This window comes from Stenotrophobium rhamnosiphilum (assembly GCF_003052265.1).
Lineage (GTDB): Bacteria > Pseudomonadota > Gammaproteobacteria > Nevskiales > Nevskiaceae > Stenotrophobium > Stenotrophobium rhamnosiphilum.
The window spans coordinates 244,893-267,713 of record NZ_QANS01000004.1; the positions used below are offsets into that span (position 1 = coordinate 244,893).

The following is a 22,821-nucleotide window of genomic DNA, read 5'->3' on the forward strand; positions in this document are numbered from 1 at the left end:
TCTCAGTAAGCCTTGCCGGTCAGTATCGCGAGATGTTCGACGATGGGGCCAAGCGCAATAGCGGGGAAGAACGTCAGGCCGCCAACGATGACAATGACGCCAACCAGCAGTGCAATGAACAATCCGCCGGTAGTCGGGAAGGTGCCTGCAGACGGTGGCGTGTACTTCTTAGCGGCAAGCGCACCAGCTGTCGCCATCATCGGCACGATGAAGGCAAAGCGACCAATCAGCATCGCAATACCTAGCGTGACGTTATAGAACGGTGTGTTTGCTGTAAGGCCTGCAAACGCACTGCCGTTGTTGGCGGTGGCCGAGGTGTAGGCATAGAGCATTTCGGAGAAGCCGTGAGGGCCAGTGTTGGCTAAACCTGCAAGACCTTGTGACAGTACGCTGGAGACTGCAGTGAATCCCAAGATCGAAAGTGGCAGACAAAGTATTGCCAGCATCGTCAGCTTGATTTCACGCGCTTCGATTTTCTTACCGAGATACTCCGGTGTTCGTCCGACCATCAGTCCAGCGATAAATACTGCGATGAGTGCGTACAGCAGAATGCCGTAGAGGCCTGCACCAACACCGCCGAAGATCACTTCGCCGAGCATCATGTTGACCATCGGCACGAGGCCGCCGAGTGGCGTAAAGCTGTCATGCATGGCATTGACCGCACCGCATGAAGCATCGGTAGTGATCGTGGCGAACAACGTAGAGTTGGCGACGCCAAAGCGCGTCTCTTTACCTTCCATATTGCCGATGGGCTGGCTGATGCCCATTGTTGTGAGCTGCGGATTGCCCTGACTTTCAGCCCAGTAGCAAGTCGCAACGCCAACCAGGAATAGCACTGACATCGCTGAATACAGCGCCCAACCTTGCAGTTCACTTTTCACCATTCGGCCGAAGGTGTTGGTGAGGCCAGCGGGGATCAGGAAGATCAACAGGATCTGCAAGAAGTTCGATAGCGCTGTCGGGTTCTCGAATGGATGCGCAGCGTTGGCGTTGAAGAAGCCGCCACCGTTCGTGCCGAGCATCTTGATCGCGACCTGCGATGCGACAGGACCTTGAGCGATGGTTTGCTTGACGCCTTCTAGCGTGAGGGCGTTGGTATACGCTGAAAGATTCTGCGGCATGCCCTGCCAAATCAGGAACAGTGCGGCGACAATCGAGATCGGTAGCAGTACATAAAGCGTTGCGCGCGTCAGGTCGACCCAGAAGTTACCGATCGTGCTTGCTGAACGACGAGCGAAGCCGCGCACGAGTGCAAGCGCTAGACCAATGCCTGTCGCTGCCGACACGAAGTTATGCACGGTAAGCCCCAGCATCTGCGTGCCGTAGCTCATCGTGGTTTCGCCACCGTAGCTCTGCCAATTGGTGTTGGTGACAAAGCTGATCGCGGTGTTGAAGGCGAGATCAGGCGTCAGCGCGCCAAAGCCTTGCGGATTGAAAGGTAAATGTCCTTGCGCGAGCAATAACAGGAATAGCGCGACAAAGCAGACGAGATTGAACGCCAGCATCGCCAGCGTGTAGCTGATCCAGCTTTGCTCGGTCTGTGAATCGACACCAGCGCAGCGATAGAAGCCGCGCTCCAGCCAGCCGAGTGGGCGTGACAGCAAGATGCGTTCGCCATTGAACACGCGATAGAGATATCCGCCCACCGGGCGCGTCAACGCCGTGAGCAAGGCGAAATAGATCAGGATTTGAATCCAGCCATTGATAGTCATTTCAAGGTTCCTTTTAGAACTGCTCGGGGCGCAGCAGCGCATAGAGCAGGTAGCCGATCAGGAACAGCACAACGATCCCGCCAATCCAATATTCGAAGGTCATGGCGCGCTCCTATAGCCGATTGCACAGGCGTACATAGATCGCGAGGCCCAAGAAGCCTGCGAGTCCTAACATCAGATAGAGAAAGTCGGCCATCACGCTGCTCAGTAACACCGCATTTGCGGCAGGAGCATTAAAGGTCGAGGGGGCGTATGGATTCGAGAGGGAAGTGCAGACGAGAAAATATAAAAGACATATACGCCAGTCTCGATGGCGTATATGTCTTTGGTCTGCGGCCTAACTAAAGCTATTGAACTTGCTTGGGATACTCAGTCCAGCTCATATCTGGATTACGCATCATGTAGCGTCCAGCTTGGCGCATCACAACCGTGCCTTCGTTTTCGGAAACAAAGTTGGTTTGTGGAAGATCGCGTGTGTAGTCCTGCAGATTGAAGTTGGTCGCCTCAAAAGGATTATTCGCTGCAAGCGAGGCCAGCAGTTGTGCAACGGCTAGGTAGCTTGACGGTTGATTGATGATTAAAGGCGACGATGTGGTCTGCGGCATGCCGATGAGTTTGACGCCAACAGGAATCGAACTGATTGCAGGAGAGGGAATTTCACGCAAGCCAGAAATCTGCAATTTATCGCCACGCAAGCCTGCGCCGTGTTCTGGAATAAACACGACAACGACGCGTCGGCCCGAACTGGAGAGTTCCTGCATGAACTTGTCGACATCATTGAGCAGCTTATCGAGGCGTGCGCGATAGCTGTCCACCGCATTCATCGATGGCTTATTCAACAGCCTGTTGCCGTCGTGAAGACTCGTTGTGTTGTAGTAAAGCGCGACACGAGTATCGGGTTTGTTCAAGCGTTGCTGCCACCAGTGTGAGAGCTCTGCGTAATCGTCATAGACCGGGCTGCCATCAAAAGCATTCATGGCGACTGGGACTTGATTGATCGGAAGTAGCGGCACATCTAAGCCGCCACCTTTATGTACATCATCAAGAAAATTTCCGAAATGACCGTCATGGCCCATCAGGAATTCAGGCGTGAAACCCGCTTGCTGGAACTGATTGAACAGGTAGCAGCCCGGATCTTTCTTGCTGTAGAGATCTTCGTGCTTTTCGTGTCCACAAGGGCTGCGCAGGACTCGGATTGCCGCAGGGCCGCTGTAGCTGGAGCCGGAGCTGAAATTGTCAAAAACCAAATCAAACCGGCTCATCACTGGGTGATTCTTGAGATTGACATAGGCCATGTCATCCCAAGCTAAAGAGCAGATATGCAGCATCACAATATCGAATGGCGCTTTGCTGTCTGCTGCTGGTGGTTTGAATGAAACCTTGCGGCCAGCTTCTGTCCGATAGAAATTGGTCAGAATTGAATTGAGTTCATCACCACTTGCGGGTTTTTCATTCGCACCTAGCATCAGGGTGCCTGCAAGCGGCGAGGCGGCATCGGCAGATTGATTGATGATGCTCGGCTGTTTAAGTGCGGTGACAAAACTGGTGATCGGTGGCACCAGCAAAATGGCCGCAATTGCAAAAGTACTCATGCGCAGTTTGCGGCTCAACAGCATATTGAATATCAATAAAACCAACAGCAGGGTCACGACGCGCGGGTTAACGAATCGACCCATTAATTCGATCAGGTATGCAGAGTCGAATTGCTGAAGGTTTCCAGCTTGCGACATGACGCGCTGCAGTGGTGGCAGCCAACTGTCGTGATACAGCAAAGCAAGGCCAGCGGGTATAGCGACAAGTTGTCTGGCGATACGCAGTAATGGACGCTTTATTGGAAGGATTAAAAAAATCGCAAAAGCGAAATTCAATAAAATATGAAAATCGATGTAACCACCGACAAACAAAAATAGTTTGCCGAAGAAATAGAAGCTCCAAAGTCCCATTGCTATTCCGTGCGTGACTTAATCAGGGAGTGGGCGAGCGCGGCGCAATACGCTGCTCGGCCATGCGTGCTGCAATAACGTCGGCGAGATTACGGAACAGATGTCCGTAGCCGCGAAGACCATAAGCTAGAACTTCAATCAAGCTGTCGAGAGGACGGTCTTGAATGGTGTGTTTATTCCATTCAAGCCATGCATCGGCGCGACCAAAGGTGCACTGAATCAAATGCTTCTCGTCATCCATCGATAACTTTTCAAAGTACAGGCCGACACTGTCATTGCGTCGATTTGCGATGCGTGCCGAAAAACTATATTCACGATCACCACGATTGAGTGAAATCTTGACGCGAGTGTCTTGCGGCAACACGACTTCGCGGTCGATATGAAGATCAAGGCCGCCGGTTGAATAATCCTGCGTATGGCATTGCAGGGTTTGTCCGTTGGCCAAGTACAGCGTCGCTGGAATACGCATTGGAACGCGATGCGAAATGCGCTTTTGCCGCGACTCAGAAGCCACGGCGATAGCAGTGCCGAGCATGATGAGATTATGTGCGGTCCACAATAAATTCATCACGACAGTGGCAGTCTCAAACGTGTTCCAAGAGAACAGACGCATGATGCCGATAACAAAGCCAGTAAAATTCAGCAGCACCAAAGCCATATAAGGCTTCGATATAAACCAATCGAAGTATTCGTGTTCGATCAAGCCACCTTTCGCTGTGACGTTGAACTTGCCTAGCTTTGGATTGATCAGCGCAATGGTGGTCGGCAAGGCGATATACCAAGCCAGAACGGATTCGTAGACTTCTGCCCAGAACGAATGTCGATATCGCCCTTGCATTCGTGAATTGGCTAATGTTGATTGCACGATGTGCGGCAGCACAAAGAGCGTCAACAGATAGGCGCCAGAATTAATGATGTGAAATTCAAAAAACAAATACGTGAGCGGCGCCGTAAGGAATACCAAGCGCGGCAGGCCATTCATAAAGTGCAGCATGGCGTTGGTATAGCAAAGCCGTTGATAAAGACTCAGGCCTTTCCCTAGCAGGGGATTGTCGGTGCGGAAAATTTGCACCATGCCGCGTGCCCAGCGGATGCGCTGGCCAATATGCCCTGACAAGCTTTCTGTCGCGAGACCGGCGGCCTGCACGATATTGATGTACGAGGTGTTGTAACCGCGACGGTGCATTTTGAGTGCAGTGTGCGCATCTTCGGTCACGGTCTCGGTGGCAATGCCGCCAACTTCTTCAAGTGGGCCGCGACGAATGACCGCGCATGAGCCGCAAAAGAAAGTGGAGTTCCACAGATCGTTTCCGTCTTGTACCAATCCGTAAAAAAGGCTGCCTTCATTGGGCACGCGACGGAAGGTGCCTAGATTTCGCTCGAAAGGATCGGGTGAGAAAAAGTGATGCGGCGTTTGCAACATCGCACATTTTTCATCGCGCAAAAACCAGCCCATCGTCATTTGCAGAAATGAACGCACGGGCATGTGGTCGCAGTCGAAGATGGCGATGAATTCGCCTTTGGTCACTTTTAATGCGTGATTGAGATTGCCTGCTTTTGCATGCGAATTCTCAGTGCGAGCGATGTAATGAACATTGGCGGCTTCAGCAAACTCCTTGAATTCGGCGCGGCGTCCATCATCAAGAATATATATATTGATTTTTTCTTTCGGCCAGTCCATTCCGCATGCTGCGAAAACAGTCGGCTTCACAACTTTAAGTGGCTCGTTATAGGTGGGGATATAAATATCGATCGTTGGCCATAAAGAAGTATCTGCTGGCAGTGGCACTGGTTTGCGTTGCAGTGGCCATGCGCTTTGCAGATAACCCAGCATCATGATGATCCAGGTATAGATCTCGGCCATTAGAAGACCGCCGCCAAAGAAGTACTCAATCGGACTGCCCAAATCCATAGTCTGGGTCACGCGCCAGAAGGCATAGCGTGCGGTTGCGATTAAGGAGAATGTTGTTAGCGCCAATGTTGGCAAATTGCCGGGCATGCGCCGAATGGTCATGGCCATCAGCCACATCAACGCCATAAACATTAACTGCTCAAACCACTGCAATGGCGTTGTCGCAACAAGAATGAACAGAACGACTGCGATGCTCACCATGACGTAACGCAGCCACATTGGTTGCGCAAAGGCGACGTCGGCAACGCTCTCTAACTTTGAGCCGGCGCTTATGAAATTGATGCGATCAAAGCGTGCGTAGAGTTTTCTAAGTGGCCAGGCCAGCCAGAACACCACATTGCGTACGTGAGGGTAGGCGCCGCCAAGGAGTGTCCGTACCAAACGTGAAAGATGCCAAGGTGTGGCTTCCTTTTTTGCTTTCGATATTCCTGAAGGCAATACGAATAAGCGCAGCAGCCATTCCTGTGCTGATTGTGGCTGGCGAATTTCAAGTTCGCGGACTAATACGCCGCTGGTACGCAGCATCGCTTTGCTGAGCCATTGTGGCTGTGGACGCGCTTCTGTTGGCGGAAGCACGAACAAACGCAAAATCCACAAGCGCAATTGACGTGGATCTTCTACGCCGAGATGACGTGCGAACCAAGCCAGAAGTTCTGGCAGGCTCATCATGTTTTGAGTGCAATTCTGGTTAGCAGCCAGCCTGCCAGACCTTGTAAGTCATGAGTGGCTTGGCCATGCGGCGCATAGTCAGCAAGGCTGCTATTGGCGGCGAGCGATTCCGGCACAGCTTCGTCGTGATGCACGAAATAGGGCAGGAGACGATCGCCAAGTTCGTGCTGCATCAAGGTCACGATATCGTTATGCAAGCGTCGCGCTGCGTCAGCGTAGTTGACGACATAGAAAGTATCGTTTGCTTTGCCGCTTTGTTTTAAGACTTCTCGCAGAGGCGATAATTTTGCGTAGCTGCTTGCGTCAGCCGCAACAACGGCTAACACCAAGTCGGCAGCATTGATGGCCTGCTGCGCGTAGATCGACGGCAGGCGCGGCGTGTCGATTAGTGCAATCGCAGCAGCTGGCAGATTAATTTTATTGATCTGATCAGATAACCAATGCGGATCAGCGGATATCTGTCGTCCAAAATTAAGGCGCTCATTTTCATTGGGTGCGCCGAAAGGCAGGAAGGTAATGCCGTCAGCGTTGCTGAAGGCGGCATCCTGCCAAAGCTGTCCGCGAACTGCGCGCAGTGCGAGGCCATCAAGCTCAGTCGAAGGTAGACCAAAGTGCAGGCTCAATAAATTATTGGGATCAAAATCCAGTGCTAAAACTGATTGGCTGCGCTTTGCCAGCAAACTCGCGAGATGTGCGGTTAGCGTTGTGCGACCGATGCCGCCATTGGCGGAAATCACGGCGATTTTGAACATGGCCTAGGGCTGCTTATCAGAGGTATAGCGCGTCATGAAAACCGGCTGCCATTGTCGACGTATGAGTCGGTGACGAAACAACCAAAGGCGAATCGTGCGATTGCGTACGAGGTAAACAAAAAGCAAGTAAAGCGGTATGGCAAGCAGCAGGCCAATAATCAGCGGTAAGAACGCATAGAGGTTAAGCAGGATGAAGTTCATCGTGACTGATTAGAGTTGATGAGAGGTAACAAGGCGCGTGTTACGCGGCGATCCAATGTGGAGTGCGTTTTTTCTTTAAGTTCTACTTGGCCCAAGATCACCGGCGTAGGCTCGTCAATCACTAGCTCAGAAGGATGCTTCTGAGTCGATTTTTTCAGTGCTAAAGGATTTTCGATCTGTGCTGTGAAATCCGCGATTGGCGTTGAATAAAGATTGCTCTCGAGCTGATCGATAGCGTTTTGAATCGAAACTGAAGAGAAATATCTGATCTGTCCTTCAAACGTTTGTGCCAGTGGATGGGCATGCAAACGTTCTAAGGTCGCATCTGCGTCCGGTTCACGACAGGCGTAGAGGAAAATCCAAATGCCTCGTTGATCCGCCGTGAAAAGATCTCCCTGTCGCTTGATCTTAAACAAGCGCAACGCATCAACGTGTGAAATTTCTGGCAACAAGTATAGGCAAGCCAGCGTGCTCTCGATGCCAATGCGTGCGCTTTGCGCGAGGTTGTCGCGCACCATGCCGCAGAACGCTTGCGGGTTGAGATAACCCATATGCGGTGGTGGCATCGCCGCATGCACAGCATCTTCAAAATGATCAGGCACGGTGCCGCTGTAAATCTGATCTCGCAGTGAATCAATTAACGAGATGAAGCGCGAAAAATTTACTTCGGCATAAACCACTGAGTTGGCGCCAAGGCGTAACAGCAACAACTCATCGCTATAGCGCAAGCGTAGCTTCCGTTCGCGGACGATGATGCGCAGACCCGGACCGTGTTTTTGTCGCAGGCTGTGAATTGCTCGTGCTAGCAAATGCAGTTTGTCGCCATTAACAAAATCGATTAGACAGGTGGCTGCCACTGCGCCTTCTGCAGCTTCAAGCATGCCGTCCAAATCACTAACGATGCGCCATTGAGAAGGCACGCCCCGTTCGCCTTGCACAACGGCCTCGGTGGTAATGACGCGATCTTGATCTGGCGCATTTTTGATACGAGCGTCCAGACCTTCGAGTTGATAACCCGCAGCGATCAGGCCGGTTCCTTGTGCATCAAAGCTAACCGCATATTCGCGATGACTGAGACTGGCGAATGGCGATTTCCAGTGATTGATGCGCCATGAGAAATGAACACTGGACTGCCCAAACTCTGCCATTCCTGAAAAATGGTCGCCGAGCGTTCGCAGCGCAGCGAGTTGGGCACCTTGAATTTTTGCAGTCGAGAAAAATAGTAGCGCTGTCGCTCCAGTGCTTTGATACCACTGCTGATAGATTTTGGCTTGTTCACTGGCTAGGTGAGAATCACTAAGCGTGAATAAATCCTCGGCGTTTTCGACCGCTAGCAGACAGTTCTGAGGTGCGTTGTAGTAATCGAGCTCGTCAGTGAAATGACGTGCACCATGCCGCAGTAGTTTCTCGCCAGCGTCGTCCGTCCTTTGCAGGATCAGCAGGCGACTTTTCTGCAGCACGTCATCGGTATTGATGCCGTGTTGCTCGAGCCGCTGTAGCAACTCTGCTGTGGGCGAGCGAATGACGACGACGGCTGTGCGCTGTTCATGCAGTGCCGCAACGATGCTGTTATCAAAACAGGCTATTGCTGCACGAGGCTGCTGAACGGTAACGGCATAAGCGTTTCCGGGCGCCATCGTGCGCACGGGGTTAGGCAGACCTGCAATTCCAACCGAAAAGTATGTTCTCTGGTTTGCCATGCAGTCAGGTGGTCGGCGTGTTCGTGGCTACGGCCCATTCCGAACGCAATTTGGCCAGCAAGGGCCAGTGATTCAGGGCCTGCTGCAAGGCGGCAAGCTTTTGAATATCGATATAGCTCAACTGCGACGAATCGCCGAGGCTATCGATGAGCGCGTCCGTATCGCTCCGATTTTTGAGGTGCATTTCCATTGCGCTCCCATCTTATCGTTACGGGCCATCGCTTGCATGGGGTTCTGCCCGGTCTGGACTTCAAATAAGGTAGGTAGTATCTAGGCCTTAATTAGAGTGGAACCCGCTATAATCGGGCAATCCGGACGGGGGCCTTCTAGCTGTAGTTGATGGCGTTCCGATTCGACGGTGGGCTTGGGCCCACCATAAGGCTAGAACCCGGCCAAAGACCGGGCTTTTTATTACCTGATTATTTAAGTTTCCCCGAGGACTTCATGCTGCAAGATATTCGCGACAAGCTGACTGGTTGGTTGGTTTGGGTTGTGGTGGGTTTGATCTGCGTTCCCTTTGCACTGTGGGGCGTTGACTCGTTCTTCACGGGTAATAACGATCCTGTGGTCGTTAAAGTTGGCAATCAGGAAATTACGGAATCGCAATTCCGCAATGGCTACGATCAGCGCTATCAGCAGTTCCAAGCGATGATGGGTGAGAACTTCCGCGCTGATATGTTTGATCAGTCCAAGTTCCGTCAGGCCGTCCTCGACGACATGACGCAGGAAGCGATGATGCGCCAGTACGTGCGCAAAGCGGGCTATCGCGCTGGCGACGCCTCCTTGCTTAATTATTTGAGCTCAGTGCCATCGTTCCAGATCAACGGCAAGTTCTCGACCGACGCTTATCGCGCAGCGCTGTCACGCCAAGGCCTGACGCCGCAGAAGTTCGAAGCGCAATTGCGTGACTCGTTGGAAATCGACCAGATTCGTCAAGCCGTGCTCGATACTTCTTTCGTGACCGAAGCCGACGTTGCTGAAGCGTATCGCTCAGCTAACGAACAGCGCAGCCTGTCCTACGCTGTGTTGGATACTGCAAAGTATTTGTCGCAGGTCACGGTCACCGACGATCAGATCAAGTCGCGTTACGAAACCGACAAAGCCAAGTACATGGCGCCAGAGCGCATCAAGCTCGCTTACGTTGAGCTTTCCTTGGAAGCCTTGGCAAAAGCTGAAGCGCCAACGGCTGATGTACTGAAAGTGATTTACAACGCCGAGAAGGATTCACGCTTCTCGACGCCAGAAGAGCGCAAAGCCAGCCATATCCTGGTTGCGTTTGGCGCGGACAAGGCAGCGTCCAAGAAAAAGATTGAAGAGCTCGCAGCCAAGGTCAAAGGCGGCGCCAACTTTGCCGATTTGGCTAAGCAGAACTCGGATGACTCCGGCTCAAAAGAGCAGGGCGGCGATCTGGGTTGGGTCAAGCGTGGCCAGATGGTCGACAAGTTTGAGAAAGAACTGTTTGCGCTGAGCAAGCCGAATGAAGTGAGCGGCATTGTGGAAACGCAATATGGCTGGCACTTGATCCGCTTGGAGCAAATCAAAGCACCGCATACGCGTGCTTTTGAAGATGCAGGCGTGCAGTCCGAACTGGCTGATTTGTATCGCCAGCGTGAAGTGCAGAAGCGCTTCCAAGAGCAGACTGAAAAGCTGGAACAGCTCGCATTTGAAAATCCAGCATCGCTGGACGCTGTGACCAAAGAACTGAAGTTGGAAGTGCAGACCACTGAATGGTTCACGCGCGCTGGCGGCCCTGGTCTTGCTGCTAACGATGCCGTGAAGCAGGCTGCTTTCTCGAAGGAAGTCGTCGGTGATGGCGACAACAGCAAGCCCATTACAACAGCACCGGGTAAGGTTGTTGTGATCCGCAAGGCTGAGTACGAAGCACCACGCCAGAAGCCACTGGCAGAAGTGATCGAAACCGTTCGCTCTGCTCTGAGCAATGACGCTGCACGCGCCAAGGCACAGACCGAAGCTTCGCAGATGGCTGCTGCTGCACGTGTGGGTCAGTCGGCTGCAGAACTGGCGAGCGCTCGTGGCTTGACACTGTCGGTACCGGGCCTCGTGCGTCGTGACAACACCACGGAAGATCGCGCAGTGCTGCAAGCGCTGTTCCGTCTGCCACGTCCTAAGCAGGGCGCCGTCAGCGCTGCAGATATCAAGCTGTCGAATGGCAATGCTGCGGTTGTGATTTTGACCGCAGTTCAGGATGCCGTGTGGCCAGCGACCGATGCAGTTGCTCTGGGCAACGCACAGAAGCAGCTGCGTGATGCAGTGGCTGGTGCCGAATTTGGCAGCTACCGCAAGTCGATTGAAAAGCAGATCAAGGTCAAGGTTATCAATCCGCCGGTGGCTGAAGCCGCACCGACGCCTGAATCCTAGTCGTAAGGACTGATATGAAGCTCCACTGGCAGATCGCCATCGCCCTAGGGCTGGCGGCTGCCACTGGAGCTTTTTTTACGCCTGATAGCGGCGTCATTACTGCTGGCGCTTTTATCGGCAATTTGTTTTTGAATGCCTTGAAGATGTTGGTGGTGCCGCTGATTGTTTCGTCCTTGATCCAAGGGCTACTCAGTCTCAATGATCCTAATGCGCTGTCTCGCATGGGACTTAAAGCGATCACCTATTACACCGGTACCTGTCTGGCCGCAGTGCTGGTTGGTTTGGCGCTGATCAATCTGATTCAGCCCGGCATCATTGACGGCAAGCCTGCAGGTGTATTGCTCGGCTTAACCAGCAGTAGCGATGACGTCATCGCAAAGATTGGCCACCACGATATGGGCGATATCGTCGGTGTGTTCACGCGTTTGATTCCGCCAAATCTGATCGAAGCTGCTGCCAAGGGCGATATTCTCGGCCTTATTTTATTCAGCCTCGCATTCGGATATTTCTGCTCTCGTTTGCCTGAGCCTCTGGCCAGCACACAGCGTGATTTTTGGCGTGGCTTTCAGCAGGTGATGTTGGATATCACGGGTCTGGTGATGAAATTTGCGCCTTATGGCGTATTCGGTCTGGTGGCGAAAACGGTTGCATTGACTGGCCTTGATGCGATCAGGCCTTTGGCTTGGTTCTTCTTCGCAGTGCTCGCTGGCCTAGCCACGCATATGTTTATTGTGTTGCCGTTGACGCTAAAGTTTATTGGTCGGGTTTCGCCATGGCGGCATTTCAAGGCGATGTCTCCAGCACTACTCACGGCGTTTTCGAGTAGCTCTTCAGCGGCGACCTTGCCGGTGACGCTGGACTGTATTCAAAACCGTGCAGGTGTTTCGCCGCGCGTCACCAGCTTTGTGTTGCCTTTGGGCGCTACGATTAATCTCGACGGTACCGCCTTGTATGAAATTGCGGTCGTCATGTTTATTGCACAGGCTTATGGTTTGGACTTAAGCCTTGGCACGCAGTTCATGATTGCGATACTGGCGCTGATCACATCGACTGGCGTTGCAGGCATTCCTTCAGCGAGCTTGGTCGCGATCAGTGTGATTCTTGGCTCGGTCGGCTTGCCGCTGGAAGGTTTGGGCGTGATTCTCGCCGTCGATCGTATTCTGGATATGTGCCGTACGGCCGTGAACGTGTTTAGTGATTCTTGCGGTGCGGTTGTTGTTGCGCGCTTGGAAGGCGAAGACGTTCTAAAGTCTTGATGACAATGGTGCGCACGACGCACCCTACGAAGCAAACATAAAAAAGCCGCTGATCACTCAGCGGCTTTTTTGTTGAAGCGTATCTACTTATTCAGTATCAAAGCTCATGCCCATCATGTTGTAGCCAGCATCGACATACATGATTTCGCCAGTAATACCTGAGGCAAGATCCGAGCAAAGGAAGGCGGCAGCATTGCCCACTTCTTCAATCGAGACATTGCGCTTGAGCGCCGATGCTTTCTCAGCCTTGGACAGCATGCTGCGGAAGCCGGTGATGCCAGCGGCTGCGAGCGTTTTAATCGGGCCAGCAGAAATTCCGTTGACGCGGATTTTTTCTTCGCCAAGTTCAGCGGCCATGAAGCGCACGTTAGCTTCAAGGCTAGCCTTAGCTGGACCCATCACGTTGTACATCGGCACTGCGCGAACGGCGCCGAGGTAGGAGAGGGTGAGCATGGCGCTGTTGCGGCCGGTCATCAGTGGCTTGGCAGCTTTGCCAAGTGCAGCGAATGAGTAAGCCGAAATGTCATGCGAAATGCGGAAGCCTTCGCGCGTGACAGCGTCGAGATATTTGCCCTGAAGCTGTTCACGCGGCGCAAAGCCGATGGAGTGAACGAGGCCATCAAGCACGCCCCACTGAGCTTTAATCTCAGCAAAAACGTTGTCGATTTCTTCATCGACGGTGACATCGAGTGGCAGAACGATCTTGCTGCCGCATTCGGCTGCAAAGTCGGTAACGCGACTCTTGAGGCGTTCGCCTTGGTAAGTAAAAGCTAATTCAGCGCCCTCACGCTTCATTGCTTCGGCGATGCCTGTTGCAATCGAACGATCACTGGCAACGCCTGTAATCAGCATTTTTTTGCCGGTCAAAAAACCCATGTATGTCCCTTCTGGTTGATGCCTGCGCTAAGCGTACAGCAAGGCGTTAGACGAGGCGCTGCGGTCTCTGAAGTTGGCGGGTGTCTTGCGACACCCGCCAAGCAGATTATGAAGCTTGAATACGGATCGGGTAGTGCGGCACGGAGAATGCCGGAACAGCCTTTTGGCCAAAGTTGAGCAAGCTGGCGCGCTGCACCACTTTGTTGGCTAGTTCAGCATCACCCAAGGTGCTGGAGACTAGCTTGCAGTTGGTCACCGAGCCATCAGGCTGGATAACGAACGAAACCACGATGACACCCGCAGATGGGATGCCGGCGTTGTCACGAGCTGCACGCGTGTAGATTGCAGTGAAGGCACCCTTGGCGCGATCAAATACAGCATTGATCTCTTCATCGGTGCGGCCTGGAATTGCGCTATTGCCACTTTGTCCCGGCTTAGCTGTATCGCGACCAAAACCAACAGGTGATTGCACGGTGGTAGTTTTGCGTGAATCCAACTTGGTGCCGCTGGGATAACGCTGTCCACTGCCCGGTGTGTTGGTGGTGATGCCGCTGCTGCTGCTACCTGCATTCGCTGCAAATGCCGCGCTATCACCAGCCGTGACTTCGCCACCGCCAGATTGGGACGAGAGCGCACGAGTGCTATCGAGCTGCGTCATGTTGCGATCGCGCAGATCGGAGAGCTGATCAGCCATAGCAAGCAAGCCAGAGCGTTGCGCCACTTGGCGTGCGGTCTGAATCTGCTGCTGTTGCGTGATCACAGGCTTTTGCTCAACCTGTTTCTCTTGCTTCTGCTTAGGCGGCTGAACTTCTTTGGTCGGTTCAGGTTGAGGAGCGGGTTCTTCTTCCTTTTCCGCAATCGGTGCTTCCTTCTGAGGCTGCACCATCTGCGCATAGCGAGTCTTGCCTTCTTCACCGCCGCCTTCTTCTTGCCCGATGAGCTTGATGAAAGGGATGATGATGCCCAAGACGATATAGAGAACAATCAGCGCACGGAAAATGCGTTTATAGCGACTCTCTGCGCGCTCGATGAAACCCCAGTCATTGAGAACGAAACCGGCGGTCATCGGACGGCTCCTTTCTGCTGCGTCACTGCGAGCGCAGTGCGTGAGAAACGCGCCTTGCCGCTAGTGCTCATAACTTTTTTAAGCAACGAGTAGGGGATTTTCTTATCAGCGAGGATGTTAATTTCGCCGCGCGTTTTTTCGTTAGTGCGTGCATCAGGCAGCAGTTCAATTTTTTCTTCGAACTGAGCATTCAGCGCAGCCAATACATCGCCTTCGGCAGCAATCGCGTCTGGTGTGCTCATCACAAAGACGTTGTTCAGAAGAATTTCTTTCTGAGTCACCATCAACTGTGCTGCTTCACGTGGACGATCGTTAGAGGTCGATTTTGGTAGCTGTAAATTGTCCGGATTCGGACGCATTTCAACTGCTGCAATGCTAACTAATAGATAGAACACCAGGATCGCGAAGATGTCGATCATCGACACGATGTTGATAGGTACCGAGCGACCGCCCTGCACATACTGACGTTCAATACGACGAATTTTGTGTGAGGACTTCATGATTTGCCTCCCGCTGCTTTCGGTGCATCACCGATAGAAATCTGCGGGAACATATCTCTCGAAGGGTTTTCGCCAATCTGTACGCCCTTGGGTAAGGAACGTGCAGCGTCCATCGTTTGCACTAATACGTCGTAGGCAACATCGGCTTCAAGCAACAGCGTGATGTCGTCTTTAGATGGCTGTGCTTGCTTGATCGAGACCAACGTTGCAGTGAGACGATTGAAATCGTAACCCTTAGCGTCGTTCGGGATCGGCGTGACAGCGCCAGTGCGGTCGGTGACCTGAAGGAGATCCTTGCGAATCACGACACTCAGTACTTTCTGCGGTTCTTGTTGGCTCGGAACCTGATCCGGTGAGGGCAGGTCGAGGCCCAGGGCATTGAGACGGTCAGCCGCCAAAGAGGCGGATAGCAGCAGAAAGAACACCAGCACCGCAAAAACGTCGATCAGCGAGACGAGGTTGAGATGCACGGCGCGCGAGCGCATGCGGTTGTGACGCTCCATGCGGCGGACGTGAGTGGACGATTTCATCCGGCGGCGTTCCTAGATGGATTGCGCGTGGATTAACGATTGCCGCGGTTGGCGGCGCTGCGTGCGTTGACCAGCTTCATGCAAGCCATTTCGAGGCTGTCGACCAGATCATTGGTGCGAGTCTGCAAGAAGGCGTGGATCAGCAGGAACGGAATAGCAACCATCAGGCCGAAAGCCGTGCAGTTCATAGCTTCCGAAATACCGGCCGAGAGCAGGTCTGCCTTTTCCAGTGCGTCGGCTTTTGCCAAGGCGGCGAAGGCGGTGATCAAACCGATAACCGTACCGAGCAGGCCGAGCAGGGTCGACATGTTGGAGAGCGTGGCGAGATAGTGCGTACGCTTTTCGATGATCGGCGTTACTTCCATCAGGCTTTCTTCAACAGCCAGTTCCAGTTCGGCGCGTGAATCGCCGTGGGTACGTGCATGTTCAAGTGCGGCACCGAGAACGCGGCCTACGGCGCTGTCCGAGCCCTTGGCGAGCTGTTCTGCGCTGTTGAAGTCCTTCTGTTCAATCAGTGGTTGAATCTGCTTCCACAGCGCGCTGTTCTCACGTTCTGCGCGGCGGAGCAAGAGCAAACGTTCCACTGTGATTGCCAGGCCGATAACCAGTACCAGCGCAATCGGGTACATGAAGGCGCCGCCTTGCTGGAAGAAGCCCAAGATGTGTTCGATGAATTCCATGCTGCAATCCTCAGTGGTGTTTCGTTGTGCTTATAGCTGTTGATGGGTTTTAAAGCACTGCTCGCATCGGTGCGAGCAGCTGTAAATATTCAATTTAAAGCAATCAATTAATGATAGTCGTTAATTGGTGCTAGTGATGCCTATATGACGACAAATTATGGTGTTGCTGTCTTTCGTTTTGCAGCACCGCTTAATGCGTCGTAGTACTCCACTTGTCGTTCAAACACGTCTTTGTCGATCGGACGCATATCTTCTTGCAATAATCGTGCTGGCCGATCGATGTCTTTTTCAGGACGAGACTCGCGCCATGGCGTCAGATACAGACCGAGCGGTGACTCGCCTTCGCCCGTGATCACGGTTGTGCCGAGACCGCCGCTATTCGCCGGTGCTTTCATCTTGGACGAGGTATCCAACGCCGGTTGATCGTCGTTAGCCGGGGCGGGGGCAGCCTTAGGTTTGGCAACAGCTTGCGCGTAAGCGGGAGCGGACAATGCCAAAACCGTTAGCAAAAATAAAGTTCTCACGGTTTTTTCTCCGTCTGCTTGGGCTTCGCGGGCGTAGACGCAGGCACAGGAGTGACTGGTTTAACCACAGGCGGAGTGGCGATAGGCGGGGCAACAGGGGCGGCAGCAGGTGGTGCTTTTGCCTTCTCAAGTTCGGCAATCCAAACCAGTACACGCAGATCGTCAGCGCCACCAAAGCGTTGGTAATCCTTGTAGTGCTCCAAGGCATCATCAGGACGTTTTAGATAAACGTCGTAAAGAATGCCGAGATTGAGATGCGCATTGCCGTAGCTTGAATTGATGCTCAGCGCACGTTTGTAAGATTGTTCAGCGCGGCTGTAGTTGTTCGCTTCGCGGAACAAGATGCCCTGCCAGTTGTAGGCCACGGCGTTCTGCGAATTGTTGGCAATCGCCTTGGCAAAGGCATTCGCTGCGAGATCAAAGCGCTTCGATTTAACGTAGATCACGCCCAGCTCAGTGAGCGGGCCTGAGAACTGCGGAAAATCTTTGACCAGCTCGGTCAGCGCGGCTTCAGCTTCTTGCGCCTGACCTTGCTTGTAGAGCTCGATGGCGCCCTTGAAGCGTGCATCAGGATCGCCCTTATCAATCGGCTTTGGCGCAGCAGGCTTGGTGCCGGGCGCTGGTGCTTTGCCGGGTAGCGTGCTTGCGCTGCCGTTGGGTGAGGTCGGTGATGGCTTGCTGCCGAACATACCGCAACCGCCAAGCACCAACGTGCTGAGCATCAAGGCGGTGAGAGCAACGGATTTATGAGAGTGCATAGGGATCATGGCCGTATCACTTGAGGGTTTCATAAATTTCTTCGCCCTTTTCGTGCTTGCCGTACTTGGCCGGTGCCATCTTCAACAGCTCCGTATAACTCTTGGCGACCCACTCGTCATAAACATTCTGGCGGATGCGCTTGAGGTTGGTTTCGTGAGTCTCGATTGCCTTTTCCTCGAAGGGGAAGGCTTGTTCTTCCAACAGAAGGTTGTACTGCTCAAGTTCCAGGCCTGAGAGTTTCGTCGGACGATCAGAGTCGAGCATGGACTTGCCGAAGTCTTGATACAGGCCGCCCAACTCAAACGTTGCGGCTGTGGTGATATCGCTGTAACCGTAGCTGCCAGCTTTCGACAGGCTTTGGATCGCAGCATCCATTGCAGCTTTCTTGCGCGGCAGACTCTTCTCAACCGGCAGCGTCAGACGAATCTGCTTGGCTTCGGTGATGCTGAAGCGTGCCAATTCCATTGAAGAGCGTGCAGCCAAGCTGCGCGACTTCTCGGTGCGTTCGGTGCCAGCGCTGTCATCAGCGGCAACGATTTCACGTAGCCAACGCGTCAGCTGTGGCGTATCGCCTCGTTCGCGGCTGTAATCGGCGAGACGACCACGAGCATCCATCGAGCGAGCCAATGGGCGCGGATAGCTGAGGACATAAACCTCATAGGCTTTCGCGGCATCAACAGGTGCTTTGGCTTGATCGAACAACGTTGCGGCCAACCAGCTGGCTTCGCGACGCGTATCAACCGTCTCAGATTGACGAGCGCCGATGCGACGATAGGTCTGTGCGGCTTGCAGAGGTTTGTTGTTCTTCTGATAAGCCACGGCCAACTTCTTGTCGACGTCTGGGCCCAGTGCGTGGCCAACGTAGGTCAACTGGAAGCTTTCCAAAACCTTTTCTGCAGCAGGCCAGTCTTCCAACTGAATCAGAGCGGCAGCGCCGTCGTATTCAGCCGTCGGACGAATCTTGGATTCGGGTGCGGCCTGACCAACGCGCAAGAATTGTTGTGCAGCTTCGCGCAGGTTGCCCGCAGCGCGCGCAGCTTCACCTTGCTTGTAGACGGAAGCGGCGAGCTGTTCGATCACTTCAGGGCGAGAAGCGCTGTCTTTAGCCGTGAGCTTGAGCTCTTCGGCGTAGGCGGTTTCTGCTTCTGGGTAACGTTGCAGAGCGAACTGTGAATCAGCCGTGACGCTCCAAGCTGAACGACGCAGTTGGTAAGCGACTGCGCGTGGTGACTTCAGCACGCGAGAAGCAATCTTGATCGCTTCGTCGTAAGACTTCAGTTCATAGAGTGCTTCTGCCATGCGCGTCAGCACAGGCATCAACTCTGTATGGCCGGGGAAGGTGTCGGAGAACTTAACGCCCGAGTCGATGGTTTGACGTAGCGCAGCGTTGCGTTGATCTGCAGGACTATCCTTGGCCACTTTCTCGTAGGCCAGCACTGCGGCATAACCGGCATCAGCTGCTTTCGGATGCATGCCGTAACCGTAGGCCGTCTTGCTGTATTCCTGCGCAGCTTCCACGGTCTTGCCGCCATCAAGCAGCACGTCGGCGAGCATGAAGTTGAGTTCTGGAACGTTGGCATCGTTCGGGAACACTTCCATCGTGCGCTTGTACCACTTGGCCGCTACGAGGAAATCAGCCTGATTCTTTTCTTTGTCCTGCTGGCCACGTGCCTGGTAGTACTTGGCGAGATCCAGCATGTGAACGCGCAAGCCATTGAGTACTTCTTCGGTCGGCTTTTTGCCGGCCCAGTAAGCGGCTGCTGGATCGTAAGTGGTGGCGTAACGTTCTTTTTCGCGAATGACCAGATCGTTAAATCCGCCATCAGCATAAGTTTTGATGATGCGAGCCTGGAACGCTGGTGAGCGTTCATGCAAAGGATGACGCTCGATAAACGCAGCATAAGTATCTGCCGCATCGGAATAGCGTTCCTTCTCCAGCAGTGCTTCGCCGAGCGCTGAATAGATCAACGGATAGAAGCGTGGATCGCCTTTCTTCGCGAGATATTCGTTAGCGCCTTTACCGCCGCCCAGTGCAATGAGCGAATAGCTGGTGACGCGAATGGAGTCGCGTACGAGATCATTCTTGCTCTTGCTGATGTTCTTGAGCGCATCAGTGGTGTCGTACAACTCGCCAGGTGGGAGTTCACGATCAAGGATTGCAATGAAGACATCCAAAGCGCCGTCATAGTTGGACTGCTTGTACTGCGACCAACCGTATTTGTACTGTGCGGATTCAAAGAACGGCGTTTTCTCAGCCAGATCCATAACCGTTTTGTATTCCGGTTCGGCTTCGGCATAACGTCTGGCGTTGAACAACAGTTCTGCGCGGCGGAAGTGAGCATCGCCAGCGAGTTGAGAGTCTGGGTGGCGCTTGGTCAGACGCTCAAGGGTGTCAATTGCAGCGCCAACATCGCCAGAGTTCTGCTGCGCGCGCGCAAGCTGATAGAACACGCGATCATTGTTCTTGTCGTCTGGATTTGAATAGAGCAGCTCGTTGTAGAGACGCATAGCGTCACGCAAGCCTTGCGAGCTGCTAGCGTCGTTGCCCTTGGAATCTTCAATCTGCACCTGCAAGTCAGCAAGGCGGCGCATGGATTCGGACTTGGTATCCGTATCTGGCGAGAGCTCTAGCAACTTGCGATAGTTTTCGACTGCTTTACCGGAGTCAGCAGCAATCGGTTCAGACTTAATGATCGGCAAGATCGCTTCGTCTGGCGCTTTGCGCTTACTAACTTCGCTACTAATCGGCGGTGCTGCGTTCTTGATCACGGGCGGCGTGCAAGCCGCGAGGATCAGACACAGGGCGAGGGGCAGACGCTTATTTGTCATTGAGTTCGCCCTTCATCTGGCGGTCATAGAGGCGTGCCAGCGCGAAGCGGGCTTCGACCAGATATTTTTCAATCTGCTTCTTTTGGCCTGTGAGTTCTTTAATTGCGAGCGTCTGCAGAATTTTGCTCTGCTCATCGTTCGCTTGTGCCAGTGACTTCTGCAAGGTGACGAGGCGACCCTTCAGCGCTTCCACTTTTTCGTGATCGCTTTGAGCCTGCGTCGGCGTGCCTGAAGCCAGTTCGACTTCTGGCGTGGCCTTACTTTCTTCGCCCAATGGCTTGTCGTAAGCGCCAGGTACAGACAGCGTGTCTTCGCTGCGCAGTTCAGTCGGAGCGTTGTTGGTGTCGGTCCAAACTGGGGTTTTATTCTCAGTGGCTTGTTTGACCAAAACATCAGGCGAAACATTTGCGCGATCTGGGTTCTGGTATGCCGCTTCCATTGCCTTGATGCGATCCTGCCAGCCATCGATGTTGTGAGCCAACATGCGAGTGTCACGATAATTCTTCAGCGCTTCCTGGAAGCGATGTTCAGCCAGCAGCGTTTGCAGGTAATACGTTTCTGGTGCATCCGGCAGGTCTGTGAGTCTCCAGGTCCAGCCATTTTCAGCATCGATGTCGCGCTTCACGATGGTGTCGACCATGCGACCTTGCTTAATTGAACCCATCGCGGCATCAGCACGCTTGCGATTCAGTTCAAGCTGTTCGACGGCCTTCTCGTAAAACTGCAGAGCCTGCGTATGAGCGCCAAGCTTGTCGAGCGAATAAGGAATAGCCAGCCAGCCTTCTTGCACGGCTGGATCCATCGGATCGCGATTGATCAATGTGACCCAAGCAACGAGTGCACGCTTCAGAGCTGCGTCTTCGGTCTTGGCAAGTTTCTCAAGACGGAAATTGCGCAGGCCAGCGCGTTTGAAGATGTCGTTATCTACAAAGCCAGGACGCAGCAATACGCCCAGCGTCGAGAAGCTGCTAAAAAACGGCTGATCTTCAGGATTCACAACATCGCTATGTTCTTGCTTGGCGCCACGAGGGGCCAGTTCTGCCCAGCCAAGACCGAGCAATGCACGGTTGGAGTAGGGGCCTTGCGAACGTACGCGACCAAAAATAGCTTTGGCGCTACCGCCCAGTTGGTTATGCAAGAAATGCCAACCCAAGGTGAGATTGGCTTTGTCGCGCAGCGCGAGATCTTCAAGCGTCATTACGCGCATGCGGCCGACGCGATCAAGAAGATCACGACCTTGCGGTGCACGACCATCATTAATCAGCGCAACGCCAAGGTTGTAACGGGTGTATTGCGACTGCTTGCCGGCGTTGTCGAGATTAGTGAGTACGCTCACTGCCTCGCTGTAACTGCCTTTGGCCATCAGTACACGTGACAGCAGGTCTTGCCATTGCTCAACGAGTTTCTTCGGCAGCTTTTCTTGCATCTTCAACAATGCGCTGCGCGCTTCATCGAGATAGCCGCGTTGATAGCTGAATTCTGCGAGGCGCAAACGGGCGCGACCCAGTAAAAGCTGATCTTCAGTTGTTTGAGCGATGTCGCGATAGAGCGGTTCGGCCTTATTGCCCATGCCGAAGGAGAGGTAATCTTCCGCCATCAGCCAGCGAGCATCATTGGATAGCTTGGATTCGCTATCCATGCGCAGCAGTTCAGTCAGTGACGAAAAATAACGGCCTTCATCACTCTGATACTGAGCAGCACGCAAGTTTGGATCGTTTTTGCTCCCGGGAACATAAACATCAGCTGCATGTGCCGTTGATGCGCTGAGCGCAGCAACAAGAAGAATGAGCGACGTTCTCATCGTGCACTCCTCGTTTGTTCTAGGGTGAGACTCGGTTCGGCTCTAAAGCCAGTGCGAACAAGCATGAGTCCGAGGTCGGTATTGTTGTAGTTTTTGTCGAAGATGGCTTCTAGATTTCCAGTAATCGGCAAGGCATCAGGTTTGGCGTCAGCAAACTGAGCAATGAACTCAGCACGAATTTTGTGCTGACCCGGCTCGAGATTGACACGCATGACGCGGCGTAGGCCTTTGTTCTGCAAAAAGGCTAGCGATTCGATTTCGTCAAAAGTAAATTTTTCTGGCGCGCCGCCATCAAAAGTGACGCTGAATTCTTTAATCAGTAAGCCGCTAAGCCGCACACCGAGAAATACGCTGGTGCGTGAGTAAGACGGATATAAGCTGTTCTGTTCCAGCGCGGAAGCATCGCTGTTGAATTGAAGAACTTCTTCTTTCAGATCTTGGATGGTCTGGTCGAGTTTGAGTGCACCGCTTTCAGGCGGCGGTTGCACTGGTGCGGCCGCCCAGAGTGTGCCGGTGGCACAGCTCGCAGCGACTATGAGGGCTCTAACGGCCTTACGGCACGATTTCAAGGGCATCAGGAGTAGTACTCGAAAAGGTCGAACCGAGTTTAACAAAACAAAACGAAGTCACGCAGACAATAGCTTGAGTGCGTCAATTTCGACGATGAACGGCATCACAGGAGTTTGCGGCTTTAATCAGTGTTCTGACTACGGATAATTCGGAAAGTGCTGT

Annotated in this window: 19 protein-coding genes; 2 read left to right on the forward strand and 17 right to left on the reverse strand. The window is 53.3% G+C overall.

Features of this window, described 5'->3' with window-relative positions:
* Positions 1–2: 2 nt before the first annotated feature.
* The 7 genes from kdpA to bcsR all read right to left on the reverse strand — a co-directional run bounded on the left by kdpA (position 3) and on the right by bcsR (position 9,079).
* Positions 3–1,712, reverse strand: coding sequence for a potassium-transporting ATPase subunit KdpA (kdpA, locus tag CJD38_RS11885; protein WP_107940575.1), 1,710 nt, complete (start codon positions 1,710–1,712; stop codon positions 3–5).
* A gap of 13 nt (positions 1,713–1,725) precedes the next feature.
* A complete protein-coding gene (gene kdpF / locus CJD38_RS11890) occupies positions 1,726–1,815 on the reverse strand; it encodes a K(+)-transporting ATPase subunit F (RefSeq protein ID WP_107940576.1) in 90 nt (29 codons plus the stop codon).
* A gap of 244 nt (positions 1,816–2,059) precedes the next feature.
* Positions 2,060–3,655 carry a cellulose biosynthesis protein BcsG gene (gene bcsG, locus CJD38_RS11895; protein ID WP_107940577.1) on the reverse strand — a complete coding sequence of 532 codons (1,596 nt, stop codon included), beginning with the start codon at positions 3,653–3,655 and terminating at the stop codon, positions 2,060–2,062.
* A 22-nt stretch (positions 3,656–3,677) separates the two neighbouring features.
* Positions 3,678–6,236 carry a UDP-forming cellulose synthase catalytic subunit gene (gene bcsA / locus CJD38_RS11900; RefSeq protein ID WP_206362978.1) on the reverse strand — a complete coding sequence of 853 codons (2,559 nt, stop codon included), beginning with the start codon at positions 6,234–6,236 and terminating at the stop codon, positions 3,678–3,680.
* On the reverse strand, positions 6,233–6,988 hold the full coding sequence (gene bcsQ, locus CJD38_RS11905) for a cellulose biosynthesis protein BcsQ (protein WP_107940578.1): 756 nt from the start codon (positions 6,986–6,988) through the stop codon (positions 6,233–6,235). Before bcsQ ends, bcsA begins: the two co-directional genes overlap by 4 nt.
* A gap of 197 nt (positions 6,989–7,185) precedes the next feature.
* Entirely contained in the window at positions 7,186–8,889 is a 1,704-nt protein-coding gene (bcsE, locus tag CJD38_RS11915) for a cellulose biosynthesis protein BcsE (protein WP_107940580.1), read from the reverse strand.
* A gap of 4 nt (positions 8,890–8,893) precedes the next feature.
* On the reverse strand, positions 8,894–9,079 hold the full coding sequence (bcsR, locus tag CJD38_RS11920; RefSeq protein ID WP_107940581.1) for a BcsR/BcsP family cellulose biosynthesis protein: 186 nt from the start codon (positions 9,077–9,079) through the stop codon (positions 8,894–8,896).
* A gap of 254 nt (positions 9,080–9,333) precedes the next feature.
* Between bcsR and CJD38_RS11925 the strand changes: the two genes are divergently transcribed.
* Together CJD38_RS11925 and CJD38_RS11930 are read left to right on the forward strand one after the other, a co-directional pair.
* Positions 9,334–11,268, forward strand: a complete 1,935-nt coding sequence (locus tag CJD38_RS11925; RefSeq protein ID WP_107940582.1) for a SurA N-terminal domain-containing protein — start codon at positions 9,334–9,336, stop codon at positions 11,266–11,268.
* A gap of 14 nt (positions 11,269–11,282) precedes the next feature.
* Positions 11,283–12,524, forward strand: coding sequence for a dicarboxylate/amino acid:cation symporter (locus CJD38_RS11930; protein WP_107940583.1), 1,242 nt, complete (start codon positions 11,283–11,285; stop codon positions 12,522–12,524).
* 87 nt (positions 12,525–12,611) lie between these two features.
* Here the strand turns inward: CJD38_RS11930 and CJD38_RS11935 are convergent, their stop codons facing one another.
* The 10 genes from CJD38_RS11935 to CJD38_RS11980 all read right to left on the reverse strand — a co-directional run bounded on the left by CJD38_RS11935 (position 12,612) and on the right by CJD38_RS11980 (position 22,664).
* Positions 12,612–13,400, reverse strand: a complete 789-nt coding sequence (locus CJD38_RS11935) for an enoyl-ACP reductase FabI (protein ID WP_107940584.1) — start codon at positions 13,398–13,400, stop codon at positions 12,612–12,614.
* Positions 13,401–13,506: 106 nt separating this feature from the next.
* Positions 13,507–14,466: an AgmX/PglI C-terminal domain-containing protein gene (locus CJD38_RS11940; RefSeq protein WP_107940585.1), complete on the reverse strand. Its 960-nt coding sequence runs from the start codon at positions 14,464–14,466 to the stop codon at positions 13,507–13,509.
* The gene (locus CJD38_RS11945) at positions 14,463–14,966 is read right to left on the reverse strand and encodes an ExbD/TolR family protein (RefSeq protein WP_107940586.1); all 504 of its coding nucleotides are present in this window, start codon (positions 14,964–14,966) and stop codon (positions 14,463–14,465) included. The genes CJD38_RS11940 and CJD38_RS11945 overlap by 4 nt, the downstream gene beginning before the upstream one ends.
* Positions 14,963–15,496 carry an ExbD/TolR family protein gene (locus CJD38_RS11950; protein WP_240783604.1) on the reverse strand — a complete coding sequence of 178 codons (534 nt, stop codon included), beginning with the start codon at positions 15,494–15,496 and terminating at the stop codon, positions 14,963–14,965. The genes CJD38_RS11945 and CJD38_RS11950 overlap by 4 nt, the downstream gene beginning before the upstream one ends.
* A 32-nt stretch (positions 15,497–15,528) precedes the next feature.
* Positions 15,529–16,176, reverse strand: coding sequence for a MotA/TolQ/ExbB proton channel family protein (locus CJD38_RS11955; RefSeq protein WP_107940588.1), 648 nt, complete (start codon positions 16,174–16,176; stop codon positions 15,529–15,531).
* Between the two features lie 155 nt (positions 16,177–16,331).
* Positions 16,332–16,700: a hypothetical protein gene (locus CJD38_RS11960; RefSeq protein WP_107940589.1), complete on the reverse strand. Its 369-nt coding sequence runs from the start codon at positions 16,698–16,700 to the stop codon at positions 16,332–16,334.
* Positions 16,697–17,491, reverse strand: coding sequence for a tetratricopeptide repeat protein (locus CJD38_RS11965; protein ID WP_107940590.1), 795 nt, complete (start codon positions 17,489–17,491; stop codon positions 16,697–16,699). The genes CJD38_RS11960 and CJD38_RS11965 overlap by 4 nt, the downstream gene beginning before the upstream one ends.
* The gene (locus tag CJD38_RS11970; RefSeq protein WP_107940591.1) at positions 17,475–20,288 is read right to left on the reverse strand and encodes a tetratricopeptide repeat protein; all 2,814 of its coding nucleotides are present in this window, start codon (positions 20,286–20,288) and stop codon (positions 17,475–17,477) included. Before CJD38_RS11970 ends, CJD38_RS11965 begins: the two co-directional genes overlap by 17 nt.
* Positions 20,278–22,089 carry a hypothetical protein gene (locus CJD38_RS11975; RefSeq protein WP_107940592.1) on the reverse strand — a complete coding sequence of 604 codons (1,812 nt, stop codon included), beginning with the start codon at positions 22,087–22,089 and terminating at the stop codon, positions 20,278–20,280. Before CJD38_RS11975 ends, CJD38_RS11970 begins: the two co-directional genes overlap by 11 nt.
* Positions 22,086–22,664, reverse strand: a complete 579-nt coding sequence (locus tag CJD38_RS11980) for a hypothetical protein (RefSeq protein ID WP_146165979.1) — start codon at positions 22,662–22,664, stop codon at positions 22,086–22,088. Before CJD38_RS11980 ends, CJD38_RS11975 begins: the two co-directional genes overlap by 4 nt.
* Between the last annotated feature and the right edge of the window lie 157 nt (positions 22,665–22,821).

Coding starts and splice junctions, on each gene's coding strand:
- CJD38_RS11980 (WP_146165979.1), bottom strand. CDS start 22,664: ATGCCCTTGAAATCGTGCCGTAAGGCCGTTAGAGCCCTCATAGTCGCT.
- bcsQ (WP_107940578.1), bottom strand. CDS start 6,988: ATGTTCAAAATCGCCGTGATTTCCGCCAATGGCGGCATCGGTCGCACA.
- bcsG (WP_107940577.1), bottom strand. CDS start 3,655: ATGGGACTTTGGAGCTTCTATTTCTTCGGCAAACTATTTTTGTTTGTC.
- CJD38_RS11970 (WP_107940591.1), bottom strand. CDS start 20,288: ATGACAAATAAGCGTCTGCCCCTCGCCCTGTGTCTGATCCTCGCGGCT.
- bcsE (WP_107940580.1), bottom strand. CDS start 8,889: ATGGCAAACCAGAGAACATACTTTTCGGTTGGAATTGCAGGTCTGCCT.
- CJD38_RS11930 (WP_107940583.1), top strand. CDS start 11,283: ATGAAGCTCCACTGGCAGATCGCCATCGCCCTAGGGCTGGCGGCTGCC.
- CJD38_RS11940 (WP_107940585.1), bottom strand. CDS start 14,466: ATGACCGCCGGTTTCGTTCTCAATGACTGGGGTTTCATCGAGCGCGCA.
- CJD38_RS11925 (WP_107940582.1), top strand. CDS start 9,334: ATGCTGCAAGATATTCGCGACAAGCTGACTGGTTGGTTGGTTTGGGTT.
- bcsA (WP_206362978.1), bottom strand. CDS start 6,236: ATGATGAGCCTGCCAGAACTTCTGGCTTGGTTCGCACGTCATCTCGGC.
- CJD38_RS11945 (WP_107940586.1), bottom strand. CDS start 14,966: ATGAAGTCCTCACACAAAATTCGTCGTATTGAACGTCAGTATGTGCAG.
- kdpF (WP_107940576.1), bottom strand. CDS start 1,815: ATGACCTTCGAATATTGGATTGGCGGGATCGTTGTGCTGTTCCTGATC.
- CJD38_RS11965 (WP_107940590.1), bottom strand. CDS start 17,491: ATGAAACCCTCAAGTGATACGGCCATGATCCCTATGCACTCTCATAAA.
- CJD38_RS11935 (WP_107940584.1), bottom strand. CDS start 13,400: ATGGGTTTTTTGACCGGCAAAAAAATGCTGATTACAGGCGTTGCCAGT.
- CJD38_RS11975 (WP_107940592.1), bottom strand. CDS start 22,089: ATGAGAACGTCGCTCATTCTTCTTGTTGCTGCGCTCAGCGCATCAACG.
- kdpA (WP_107940575.1), bottom strand. CDS start 1,712: ATGACTATCAATGGCTGGATTCAAATCCTGATCTATTTCGCCTTGCTC.
- CJD38_RS11950 (WP_240783604.1), bottom strand. CDS start 15,496: ATGAAATCGTCCACTCACGTCCGCCGCATGGAGCGTCACAACCGCATG.
- CJD38_RS11955 (WP_107940588.1), bottom strand. CDS start 16,176: ATGGAATTCATCGAACACATCTTGGGCTTCTTCCAGCAAGGCGGCGCC.
- bcsR (WP_107940581.1), bottom strand. CDS start 9,079: ATGGAAATGCACCTCAAAAATCGGAGCGATACGGACGCGCTCATCGAT.